The following is a 10,937-nucleotide window of genomic DNA, read 5'->3' as shown; positions in this document are numbered from 1 at the left end:
ACCCTGCGGGCGCGGTCGGTGAATCTCTCGAACATCGCCTGTTACCTGCTTCCGTCACCTGATGCCGCGGTAGGCACCGCGCACCTGAAGTCCCACTCTAGTGGGCGGCGCCGGGAGGTGCTCTCCCCTGCTGGCCGACCAGCTGTCTGCGGCGGACACAGCGTTACAACGCCGGCCGGCGGCGATTCGTTTCCCGGTCCGTCGATCAGGCACTTCGCGCGGAGCGAAACCGCCGGTGACCAGACCATGACGGCTCAGGTCGCGGCGTTGAAGGCCTCGATCACCTCGGCCGGGATACGTCCTCGGGTGGACACCTTGTGGCCGTTGCGGCGCGCCCACTCGCGAATCGCGGCGCTTTGCTCGCGGTCGATCGGACCGCGGCCACCCCGGCCCGGGGCCGCGGTGCGCCCACGACGCCGGCCGCCGACCCGGCGCCCCGCGTCGATCCACTGCTTGAATTCCTCGCGGAGTTTCTTCGCATTCTTGGTCGAGAGGTCGATCTCATAACTCACGCCGTCGATGGAGAATTCGACCGTCTCATCCGCGGGACCTTCGCCGTCGAAATCGTCCACGAGGGTGACGGTCACTTTTTTAGCCATGATCCGATAATTCCTTCTGCACATAGTCGACGGCGCCGTTCACGCCTCGGGCAACAATGTGCCACACCCTCGCTCGAAATTACAAGAATTGAATTGTTCACGCAGTTCAGTGACGGTGCCGAACAATCGGGAACAAAACGGTCTCCCGAATTGGCAAACCGGTGAGCGCCATCAACAACCTGTCGATTCCCATTCCGGTTCCGGTGGTCGGCGGCATCGCGTACTCCATAGCCGCCAGGAATTCCTCGTCCAGTGCCATCGCCTCGTCGTCGCCGGCGGCCGCCGCGCGGGCCTGGGCCTCGAACCTCTGCCGTTGGATGACCGGGTCGACCAACTCGGAGTACCCGGTGGCCAGTTCGAATCCGCGCACGTAGAGATCCCACTTCTCGGAGACACCGGGCACACTGCGGTGCTCGCGGGTCAGGGGCGTCGTCTCCACCGGGAAATCCCTGACGAAAGCCGGGGCCCACAATGTGTCGCCGACGGTGTGCTCCCAGAGTTCTTCGACGAGTTTTCCGTGCCCGTATCCGCGGTCCCGGGGAATCTCCAAACCCAACCGGTCGGCAATTGCCCAGAGCGATTCCGCGGGGGTATCCGGCGTGATCTCCTCACCGAGGACTTCGGACAGAGACGGATACATTTGGATCGAAAGCCATTCTCCATCGATGTCGTACTTCGAGCCGTCCGGTAATGAGACCTCCCTGGTGCCGAGAGCCTCGTCTGCGACTTCCTGAACCAGTTCGCGGATCATGGTCGCCGAGTCGTCGTAGGTGCCCCAGGCCTGATAGGTCTCCAGCATCGCGAATTCGGGCGAGTGGGTGGAATCGGCGCCCTCGTTACGGAAATTCCGGTTGAGTTCGAAGACCTTTTCCAGACCGCCCACGACGCACCGCTTGAGGAACAACTCCGGCGCGATCCGCAGGTACAGGTCGGCGTCCAGGGCATTCGAATGGGTCACGAACGGCCGAGCCGCTGCGCCCCCGGCGAGGGTTTGCAGCATCGGGGTTTCCACCTCGAGGAATCCGCGGCGCTCGAGGCCGTTGCGGACCGCCCGGACCACGCCGATGCGCTGACGGGCAACCGCGCGCGCCTGCGGGCGGACGATGAGGTCGACGTAGCGCTGGCGGACCCGGGCCTCCTCGCTCATCTCCTTGTGCGCCACCGGCAGCGGCCGCAGCGCCTTGGCGGCCATCTGCCAGGAGTCGGCCTGCACAGACAGTTCGCCGCGCCGCGAGCTGATCACCTCGCCGTGCACGAAGACGATGTCGCCGAGGTCGACATCGGCCTTCCAGGAGTCCAGCGCCTCCTGCCCCACGCCGGCCAGGCTGATCATCGCCTGCAGTTGGGTGCCGTCACCTTCCTGAAGCGTGGCGAAGCACAGCTTGCCGGAATTTCGGGAGAACACCACCCGCCCGGCCACACCGACGACGTCGCCGGTGGAGGTGTCCGCGGGCAGATCCGGGTGGGCGGCACGGACCTCGGCCAGCGAGTGGGTGCGCGGCACCGCAACCGGATAGGCCTGCCGGCCGTCGTCGAGCAGTCGCTGTCGCTTGCCCTGCCGGATCTTGAACTGCTCTGGGAGATCCTCGGCCGGGTCCGGGTCCCGGCCGGCTTCCGGTGCGTCAGCGTGGCTCACGGCGTGCCAGCTTAGAGGGGACCGGCAGGAATCGAAGAACCGGAAGCCCGGGTCAGCGGGCCTGCTTCAGGCGCCCCTTGTCCTGATTGCGTTCGTAGACCATCCGCAGCCCGTCGAGGGTGAGGTGCTGGTCGTGGTGATCGACGGTGCGCAGTTCGGGCAGGATCAGCGGCGCGCCGTGGCCGGTGGCGACCACGAATCCGTTGCCGCCGGCGAAACCGTCCACGTCCTGCTTGATCCGGCCGACCAGACCGTCGACCAGTCCGGCGAAACCGAACACGGCGCCGGACTGCATGCACTCCACGGTGTTCTTGCCGATCACCGATCTGGGTCGGGTGAGCTCCACGCGGCGCAGGGCCGCCGACCGGGCCGCGGCGGCATCGGAGGACAACTGCACCCCCGGCGCGATCGCGCCACCGAGGAACTCGCCCTTGGCCGAGACGACGTCGACGCAGATGGAGGATCCGAAGTCGACCACGATCGCGGCGGTCTTGAACTTCGCGTAGGCGGCCAGGCAGTTCGCGATGCGGTCGGCGCCGACCTCTTTGGGGTTGTCGACCAGCAGTGGGATGCCGGTCCGGACGCCGGGTTCGATCAGCACATGCGGGATGGCCGGCCAGTACCGGTCGAGCATCTCCCGGACCTCATGCAGTACCGACGGCACGGTGGACAGCCCGGTCACTCCGGTGAGTCGTTCGGAGTCCTCGCCGATGAGGCCTTCGATGGTCAGCGCCAGTTCGTCGGCGGTGATCTCCGATTCGGTCCGGATACGCCAGTGGTGAACAACTTTCGCGTGGTCGCCGGACCCGGAGATCAGCCCGACCACGGTGTGGGTATTGCGGACGTCGACGGCCAGCAGCACGGCTAGTTCCTCCAGGTCATCTCGTGGTCGGTGCCGGGCGGCCGCGCGCCGCCGCCGGTGGGCAGTTCGATGCCGATGTTGTCCAGCAGGCGGGTGGCGCCCAGCCGGGCGGCGACCAGTAGCCGCGCCGGCCCGACCGCCGGCGCCGGCTCCAGCCAGGGTCCCCGCAACTCCAGGTAGTCGACGCCGATCGCGGGCACCTCGTCGAGTACCGCGCGGGCGGCGTCGATCACGGCGTCGGGGCCGCCGCCCGCCGCGTACATCCCGGCCAGCAGCGCCGACGAGAGCGCGCAGGCCTGTTCCCTCTCCTCAGGGCTCAGGTACCGGTTCCGTGATGACATCGCCAGTCCGTCGGGCTCCCGGACCGTCGGCACACCGACGATGCGCACACCGACGTCGAGGTCCTCGGCCATCTGCCGGATCAGCACCAGTTGCTGGTAATCCTTCTCGCCGAAAAACGCCCGGTCCGGACGGACGATCTGCAACAGCTTCAGAACCACCGTCAGCATCCCGGCGAAATGCGTTGGGCGAACGGCACCTTCGAGTTCCGCGCCGAGCGGTCCCGGATGGACCGTGGTGCGCGGACCCCAGGGGTACATCAGCGCGGGCGTGGGCGTGAACGCGATCTCCACGCCCTCTTCCGCGAGCATCTCCAGGTCGGCGTCGAGTGGGCGCGGATAGGCGTCGAGGTCCTCGCCGGCTCCGAATTGCAGCGGGTTGACGAAAATGGACACCACGACCACCGAACCGGGCACCCGCTTTGCGGCGCGGACCAGTGCCATGTGCCCGTCGTGCAGCGCACCCATGGTGGGGACCAGCATGACGCGCCGTCCGGTGTGCCGCAGAGCGCGGCTCACCTCGGACACGGCGTGCGGTGTCGGGTAGACGTTGATTTGCCCGGCGCTGAACTGGGGACCCTTGGTGATCACTGGCGCGGTCCGGACGATCGCGCCCAATCGGTCAACACGTCGTGAACCTCCTCCGGGGCATGCGCTCGCTGCGCGGTTCGCAGCGAGTTGGCGCAATATCCCTGCGCCAGTTCGGGATCGACGTCATTCAAGGCGCTCAGATGCGCGGTGACGGCGGCTGCATCGCCGCGTGCCACCGGGCCGGTCAGTGCGGACTGGCCCCGCCGCAGGGTGTTCTCCAGAGCCGCCTGGGCCAGCGGTCCGATGATGCGCTCGGCGAGGCCGCCCGGGGCGTCCCCGACGATCTGCTGTCCGAGTAGCTCCTCGCCGGCCAGGGCCGCGCGCAGGGCGGCGACCGCGTCGGCGACCAGGGTGACGACGTGGTTGCTGCCGTGGGCAAGTGCGGCGTGGTAGAGGGTGCGCGCGTCTTCGCGGACCCGGAAGGGCTCGCCACCGATTTCCAGCACCAGCGATTGCCCGATGGCATAACCGATCTCGTCGGCGGCGGTGATCCCGAAGCAGGCGTCGCCCAGCCGCATGACGTCCTCGTCGGCACCGGTGAACGTCATCGCCGGATGGATCGCCAGCGGAACGCAGCCCTGTTCGGTCACCGGCGCCAGCACCGCCACGCCGTTGGCTCCCGAGGTGTGGACCACGATGGTGCCCCGGCGAATCGCTCCGGTGGCGGCCAGTCCGCGCACCAGCCCGGGCAACTCCGAGTCCGGAACGGTCAACAGCAGAAGTTCGGCGGCGTCGGCCACGTCGGGAACCGGCAGCACCGGAGTATCGGGCAACCGGCGTTCCGCGAGGCGCCGCGAGGCGGCGGAGATGGCGCTGCACGCCACCACGACGTGCTCGGCGCGCTCCAGCGCCACCCCGAGGGCGGTGCCGACGCGGCCCGCGGAGATGATGCCAACCTTGAGCCGGGCGGGACGCAACCCGTGTGCGGTCCCCATCTGGACGACGACCTCGCTGACGTTGAGTATCGTTCCGGTCCCGCGGGTGGGGTACCGGACGGTCAGTCCGAGTCTAGCGTCCTGGTCAGTCCTCCCGGCGGCGCCGACCGCCGCCGCCCACCGGACGGTCGACCCTGAGTCGCCGCATGAGATCGGCGAACGACTGTCCGTCGGCGTGCTGGCCGGCGGGCTCGGCCTGCTCCTGGGCCGGTTCCTGCGCGTGGGGCGCTTCCGCCACGGCGTCGACTGGGCGGTGCCGGTCGGCCGGGTCGGGCGGCGCTTCCGGGGGAACCCAGTGCCGGCCGCGGGGCGGGCCGGGCGGGACGCCCGGCGCCGGGACGGGCTGGGGCCGCGGGGGGTACTGCCGGCCCTCGCCGGTGGCATGGCGTCCCGGCCGCGCCTCGGGCGGACGCCACGGCGCCTCCGGCGGGCGGGGGATGTGCTCCGGCTCGGGTCGCCGGTAGGGGCCCCGGACGGCCGGCTCCGGCGCGGCGGGGGGCGGCGGCACGGCCGCCGGCCGCTCGTACCGCCGTTCCTCGTAGACGGGCTCCTCGTAGACGGGCTCCTCGGCAACGTCGATGATCGGGCTTTCGACGGCGTAATCGGTGGCGTACCCGGCCTCCTCGGCGACGATGGCGATCCCGTCGGCAACGACCGTCACCCGACTGCTCTCCACCCGGTCCGGCGCGGCCGGCATCGGAACCGGAGCGCGGTACCCACCCAGGGCGGGCCGGGGCGCCAGGTCGGTGCCGAGCATCACCTCGAGCTGCGACCGCAACGAGGACAGCTCGGCCCTCAGCGCCGCCATCTCGTCGGCTGCCTGCAGTCCCTCCCGGGAAAGCTGCCGGCGCAGCCGGGCCTCGACCGAGAGCTCGTACTCGCGGCGCGCCGAGATCTCCCGGTCGAGTTGGAGGTCGTAGACCAGTTTCATGTCCCGGGCGCGGGCCTGGGCGACGTCGCTCTGCCGGCGGTAGACGACGGTCACGAAGGCCGCAAGGACCGCGGCCCACAGCGACAGGATCACGGCCAGCCGCAGCAACTCCACCCGGTTGGTGAAGACCAGCGTCGAACTTGCCACGATGGCAAGCACCAACAGCGCCGTCAGCAACGTCCAACCGGGCCCGCGGCCCCCCCAGCGACTCAACGGGCCGCGGGGCTGAACGGTCATGGGCTGCACTGTACCGCGTCGAAAGTGGTTGCCCACTGCGACAAGCTGCGGCGATTCGCCGGCGATCTAGCCGGCAAGCGACTCCTCGGCATCGGCTTGGTCGCCCGGGGACTTGCAGCAGTGCTGCAACCACATCGCGGCCGCCACCAGCGCCGACGCGCTGACGGCCGCAACGGCGGCGCCGGGCGTATCGGCCGCGGCCACCCGCAACTCCGCGCGCCGGGGCACCAGGTAGGCGAGCACGGCGATCCACCAGCCCAGCATCAGCGCGCCCGCCCACGCCGAAGCCTTCGCGATCGCCACCGACCGCGCCACGGCAAGCGGGTGGAGCCGCCCGGCCCCCACCCCGACCCGCCCGTCCCGGATCCGGCCGCGCACCGAAGCCGCCCACCAGGCCTCGACGGCCGCGACGGCCAGCAGCGACAGGCCGGTCCACAGCGTGATGGGCGGGAAGTACCGGTACAGACCGCGGATCGCCAGGAAACCCAGGACCGCCACCAGCGCGGCGGCGGCGGCGAGGTCGCGGAGGCGGGTTAGGCCCATCAGCGGTCCGGCCGACCGAGGCGCAGATCGGTGGGCCTGACCCCGGCGCGCTCGACGGCGTCGAGTCGGTCCAGCAGTCGGCGAACCGGGAGGACGCGTCCGCCGACACTCAGTTCGGCGTCCGGGTCGACCGCGAGCCAGGGCACGAGCACGAACGCCCGCTGATGGGCCAGCGGGTGCGGCAGGTTCAGTTCGCCGGTGGCGGAGAACACCTCACGCTCACCTTCGAAGCAGCAGACCAGATCGACGTCGAGCGTGCGGGGTCCCCACTTGAGCGCGCGGACCCGGTCGTTGTCGGTTTCGATGCGCTGGGCCCGGCGTAACCAGGCCTGGGCGTCGGAGGTCGGATCCGCGGCGATCACCACCGCGTTGAGGAACGGCCCCTGCCCGACCCCGCCCCAGGCCTCGGTCTCGAAGACCGGGGAGACCGCCTGGACGGACCCGCCGAATGCGTCGACCGCAGCCTGGAGTCGGCCCAGACGGTCGCCGAGATTGGAACCGATCGACAGGACGCATCTGCTCATCGAGCACCTCCGGTGCGGGTGCTCACAGTTCGGCGGTCCCGTCGACACCGAGTGGGACGATCCGGCCGCGGCCGCCCCGCCGCGACCGGCGGGCGACGACGGCCACATCGTCGAAAGTCAGCGGAATCGGGGCCTGGGGTTTGCGCACCGCCACTTCGACGGCATGGACGCGGGTGTCGGTCATCGCATCCTCGGCGATCTCGGCGGCGACCGTCTCGATCAGATTGCGCGCCGGGCCGGCGACGATGTCCGCGGCACGTTGGGCCAGCACGCCGTAGTCGTAGGTGTCGTCGAGGTCGTCGCTGGCCGCGGCCGCCGCCAGGTCGATCCACAGCGTGATGTCGATGACGAAGTCCTGGCCGTCGCGCCGCTCATGGTCGAACACACCGTGGTTGCCCCGGACGGTCAGGCCGCGCAGTTCGATGCGGTCAGTCATCGCCGTCACCCGGGGGGTTCTGCCAGGCCCGAACGACCTTCACGGCGTCGACGCTGGCTCGGACGTCGTGCACCCGAACGCCCCACGCCCCGTGCATCGCGGCCAGGGCCGAGACCACCGCCGTCGCCGTCTCGCGGCCGCCGGGGGGACGCGGTGTGCCGTCGTCGCCGGCCAGCAGCGAACCGAGGAATCGCTTGCGGGAGGCCCCGACCAGAACCGGGATGCCGGTGGCCACGAACTCGGGCAGGGCGTGCAGCAGCGCCCAGTTGTGCTGTGCGGTCTTGGCGAAACCCAGTCCGGGGTCGATGATCAGCTTTCCGGGGTCGACCCCGGCGCCCACCGCGGCGTCGACGGCGGCCAGCAGTTCATCGCGGACATCGGCGACGACGTCGCGGTAGCCGGGCACGTCGTGCGGTTGCGCCGCCTGTACCGATCGCCAGTGCATCAGCACCCAGGGGACTCCGGCCCGGGCCACCACGCCGGCCATCGCGGGATCGGCGAGACCGCCGCTGACGTCGTTGACCAGGGCGGCCCCGTTATCCAGTGCCGCCTGGGCGACCGCGGCGTGCATGGTGTCGATACTGACCGTGATGCCCTGCGCTGCAAGCCCTTTGACCACTGGGACGATCCGGGAGCCTTCCACCTCGGCCTCGATGCGGACCGCTCCGGGACGGGTGGACTCGCCGCCGACGTCGATGATCGAGGCCCCGTCGGCCGCCAAGGCCATCCCGTGATCGACCGCCTGCGCCGGGTCGAGATAACGGCCGCCGTCGGAGAAGGAGTCTTCGGTGACGTTGAGGACACCCATCACCACTGGGGAACCCGTCACTTCCGGAGGATGAGTTCCAGCGCCTCGGCTCGAGATGCGTTGTTGGTCTTGAACAGTCCCCGCACAGCCGAGGTGGTGGTGACCGCCCCGGCCTTGCGCACCCCCCGCATCGCCATGCACAGGTGTTCGGCCTCCACAACGACGATGACGCCGCGCGGATCGAGTTTGCGCACGATCGCATCGGCGATCTGGGCGGTCAGCCGTTCCTGGACCTGGGGACGTCTGGCGTAGAGGTCGACCACCCTGGCGAGCTTGGACAGGCCGGTGACGCGACCGTCCGCTCCCGGGATGTAGCCCACGTGCGCCATCCCGTGGAACGCCACCAGGTGGTGCTCGCAGGTCGAGTACATCGGAATCTGCTTCACCAGCACGAGTTCGTCGTGTCCCTCGTCGAAGGTCTTGTCCAACACTGCATCAGGGTCGGTGTAGAGGCCGGCGAACATCTCCCGGAAAGCCCGGGCGACCCGGGCCGGGGTGTCCTTCAGGCCGTCGCGGTCAGGGTCCTCGCCCACGGCCAGGAGCAGTTCCCGGACCGCCGCCTCGGCTCGCGGTTGGTCGAACAGCGGTGTTTCGAGCGTGATCGCTTCGCGCCGCGGCATGGTGCTCCGTCCGTCTATCGACTGGGGTGTTCGGACCGGCTGGCATCCTCGCCGGATTCGTCCTGGGGGCGGTGACGATACTGCGGGTGGGGCTGGGGGGCTTGCGGGCCCGGCTGGCCTTGTTGAGGCGGCTGACCCCATCCCGCCGGCGGCGGGTACCAGTGACCCTGCTGCTGGGGCGGTGGCGGCCAGCCCGGGGCGCGCCATCCCGCCGGGGCGCCATAGTCAGGTTGGGCCGGCTGGGCCGGCCCGTTGACCTGGGCCGGCTGGGCCGGACCGTTGACCTGGCCCGGCTGGGCCGGACCGTTGACCTGATGCCGGCCCGCATGCTGCCCACCATGGGACCCGTTGCCGTTGGACACCTGGGTCTGCTGGGCGTGGATGGCTGAGGCTTGAGCGATGGCCTGCTTGAACGCCGGTTCCGGCATCGGCCTGGGCCACGGCTCGCCGCGCTCAATGGCCAGCTCACCGGGCGTCTTGATCGGCGGTTTGTCCGAAGGTATGCGTCCCCCGAAGTCGTCGAAGACCGTCAGCCGCGGGCGCTTGCGCACGCCGGTGAAAATAGCCTCCAACTCGGCGCGGTGGAGCGTCTCCTTCTCCAGCAGTTCGCCGGCCAGAATGTCGAGCACCTCGCGGTACTCGGTGAGAATCGCCCAGGCTTCGGTGTGGGCGGCCTCGATGAGTTTGCGTATCTCGTCGTCGATGTCGCGGGCCACCTCGTGGCTGTAGTCGGCCTGCGTGCCCATGGTGCGGCCCAGGAACGGGTCGCCGTGTTCGGTGCCGTACCGCACCGCGCCGAGTTTGGCGCTCATCCCGTACTCGGTGACCATCGCGCGGGCGATCTTGGTGGCCTGCTCGATATCGGAGACCGCCCCGGTGGTGGGCTCCCGGAACACCAGCTCCTCGGCGGCGCGGCCGCCCATCGCGAACACCAGTCGGGCGATCATCTCCGATCGGGTCATCAGGCCCTTGTCGTCCTCCGGCACCGAGACCGCGTGCCCCCCGGTGCGGCCGCGGGCCAGGATGGTGACCTTGTAGATCGGCTCGATGTCCGGCATCGCCCACGCCGCCAGGGTGTGACCACCCTCGTGGTAGGCGGTGATCTTCTTCTCGGTCTCGCTGATCACCCGGCCCTTGCGGCGCGGGCCGCCGATGACCCGGTCGACGGCCTCCTCCAGGGCGGCCCCGGTGATGATGGTGCCGTTCTCCCGGGCGGTCAGCAGGGCGGCCTCGTTGATGACGTTGGCCAGGTCGGCGCCGGACATCCCGACGGTGCGCTTGGCCAGACCATCGAGGTCGGCGTCCGGCGCCAGCGGCTTGCCCTGCGAGTGCACCCGCAGCACCGCCTTGCGGCCGGCCAGGTCGGGGCTCGACACTGGTATCTGGCGGTCGAAGCGGCCGGGCCGCAGCAGCGCCGGGTCGAGGATGTCGGGACGGTTGGTGGCCGCGATCAGGATGACCCCCTGGCGCTCACCGAAGCCGTCCATCTCCACCAGCAGCTGGTTGAGGGTCTGCTCCCGCTCGTCGTGGCCACCACCCAGGCCTGCGCCGCGCTGGCGGCCGACGGCGTCGATCTCGTCGACGAAGATGATGCAAGGCGAGTTCTGCTTGGCCTGCTCGAACAGATCGCGGACCCGCGAGGCGCCGACGCCGACGAACATCTCGACGAAGTCCGAACCGGAGATGGTGAAGAACGGAACCCCGGCCTCTCCGGCGACGGCCCGGGCGAGCAGGGTCTTACCGGTTCCGGGTGGGCCGTAGAGCAGAACACCCTTGGGGATCTTCGCTCCGAGGGCCTGGTAACGGCCGGGGTTCTGCAGGAAGTCCTTGATCTCGTAGAGCTCCTCGACCGCCTCGTCGGCGCCGGCGACGTCGGC

12 protein-coding genes are annotated in these 10,937 nt (G+C 69.9%); all 12 read right to left on the bottom strand.

Features of this window, described 5'->3' with window-relative positions; all coding sequences use genetic code 11:
* Positions 1 to 254: 254 nt before the first annotated feature.
* Positions 255 to 599, bottom strand: coding sequence for a histone-like nucleoid-structuring protein Lsr2 (gene lsr2 / locus ADBZ5U_RS10705; RefSeq protein WP_526265206.1), 345 nt, complete (start codon positions 597 to 599; stop codon positions 255 to 257).
* 106 nt (positions 600 to 705) lie between these two features.
* Entirely contained in the window at positions 706 to 2,235 is a 1,530-nt protein-coding gene (gene lysS / locus ADBZ5U_RS10700) for a lysine--tRNA ligase (protein ID WP_526265204.1), read from the bottom strand.
* A 52-nt stretch (positions 2,236 to 2,287) separates the two neighbouring features.
* Positions 2,288 to 3,097 carry a type III pantothenate kinase gene (locus ADBZ5U_RS10695; RefSeq protein WP_526265202.1) on the bottom strand — a complete coding sequence of 270 codons (810 nt, stop codon included), beginning with the start codon at positions 3,095 to 3,097 and terminating at the stop codon, positions 2,288 to 2,290.
* Between the two features lie 2 nt (positions 3,098 to 3,099).
* The gene (gene panC, locus ADBZ5U_RS10690; RefSeq protein ID WP_526265210.1) at positions 3,100 to 4,023 is read right to left on the bottom strand and encodes a pantoate--beta-alanine ligase; all 924 of its coding nucleotides are present in this window, start codon (positions 4,021 to 4,023) and stop codon (positions 3,100 to 3,102) included.
* Entirely contained in the window at positions 4,023 to 4,961 is a 939-nt protein-coding gene (locus ADBZ5U_RS10685) for a Rossmann-like and DUF2520 domain-containing protein (protein ID WP_526265200.1), read from the bottom strand. Before ADBZ5U_RS10685 ends, panC begins: the two co-directional genes overlap by 1 nt.
* Positions 4,962 to 5,046: 85 nt before the next feature.
* Positions 5,047 to 6,129, bottom strand: a complete 1,083-nt coding sequence (locus ADBZ5U_RS10680; protein ID WP_526265198.1) for a DUF6779 domain-containing protein — start codon at positions 6,127 to 6,129, stop codon at positions 5,047 to 5,049.
* A gap of 66 nt (positions 6,130 to 6,195) precedes the next feature.
* On the bottom strand, positions 6,196 to 6,672 hold the full coding sequence (locus ADBZ5U_RS10675) for a DUF3180 family protein (protein ID WP_526265196.1): 477 nt from the start codon (positions 6,670 to 6,672) through the stop codon (positions 6,196 to 6,198).
* A complete protein-coding gene (folK, locus tag ADBZ5U_RS10670; RefSeq protein WP_526265194.1) occupies positions 6,672 to 7,196 on the bottom strand; it encodes a 2-amino-4-hydroxy-6-hydroxymethyldihydropteridine diphosphokinase in 525 nt (174 codons plus the stop codon). Before folK ends, ADBZ5U_RS10675 begins: the two co-directional genes overlap by 1 nt.
* A 22-nt stretch (positions 7,197 to 7,218) precedes the next feature.
* Entirely contained in the window at positions 7,219 to 7,632 is a 414-nt protein-coding gene (gene folB / locus ADBZ5U_RS10665) for a dihydroneopterin aldolase (protein ID WP_526265192.1), read from the bottom strand.
* Positions 7,625 to 8,440: a dihydropteroate synthase gene (folP, locus tag ADBZ5U_RS10660; RefSeq protein WP_526265208.1), complete on the bottom strand. Its 816-nt coding sequence runs from the start codon at positions 8,438 to 8,440 to the stop codon at positions 7,625 to 7,627. The genes folB and folP overlap by 8 nt, the downstream gene beginning before the upstream one ends.
* 17 nt (positions 8,441 to 8,457) lie before the next feature.
* The gene (folE, locus tag ADBZ5U_RS10655; RefSeq protein WP_526265190.1) at positions 8,458 to 9,060 is read right to left on the bottom strand and encodes a GTP cyclohydrolase I FolE; all 603 of its coding nucleotides are present in this window, start codon (positions 9,058 to 9,060) and stop codon (positions 8,458 to 8,460) included.
* Between the two features lie 14 nt (positions 9,061 to 9,074).
* The coding region (ftsH, locus tag ADBZ5U_RS10650) for an ATP-dependent zinc metalloprotease FtsH (protein WP_526265188.1) at positions 9,075 to 10,937 on the bottom strand (1,863 nt) is incomplete at its 5' end.

The sequence above is a fragment of the Mycobacterium sp. genome (genome assembly GCF_040398885.1).
Classification (GTDB): domain Bacteria; phylum Actinomycetota; class Actinomycetes; order Mycobacteriales; family Mycobacteriaceae; genus Mycobacterium.
The sequence above is the reverse complement of the archived record's forward strand: the minus strand, read 5'-3'. Positions and strand labels throughout refer to the sequence as shown.

Bases quoted from the DNA above. Each gene is read 5' to 3' on its own strand.
- folK (WP_526265194.1), bottom strand. From the start codon at position 7,196: ATGAGCAGATGCGTCCTGTCGATCGGTTCCAATCTCGGCGACCGTCTG.
- folE (WP_526265190.1), bottom strand. From the start codon at position 9,060: ATGCCGCGGCGCGAAGCGATCACGCTCGAAACACCGCTGTTCGACCAA.
- ADBZ5U_RS10685 (WP_526265200.1), bottom strand. From the start codon at position 4,961: ATGGGGACCGCACACGGGTTGCGTCCCGCCCGGCTCAAGGTTGGCATC.
- ADBZ5U_RS10680 (WP_526265198.1), bottom strand. From the start codon at position 6,129: ATGACCGTTCAGCCCCGCGGCCCGTTGAGTCGCTGGGGGGGCCGCGGG.
- lsr2 (WP_526265206.1), bottom strand. From the start codon at position 599: ATGGCTAAAAAAGTGACCGTCACCCTCGTGGACGATTTCGACGGCGAA.
- folB (WP_526265192.1), bottom strand. From the start codon at position 7,632: ATGACTGACCGCATCGAACTGCGCGGCCTGACCGTCCGGGGCAACCAC.
- ADBZ5U_RS10675 (WP_526265196.1), bottom strand. From the start codon at position 6,672: ATGGGCCTAACCCGCCTCCGCGACCTCGCCGCCGCCGCCGCGCTGGTG.
- folP (WP_526265208.1), bottom strand. From the start codon at position 8,440: ATGGGTGTCCTCAACGTCACCGAAGACTCCTTCTCCGACGGCGGCCGT.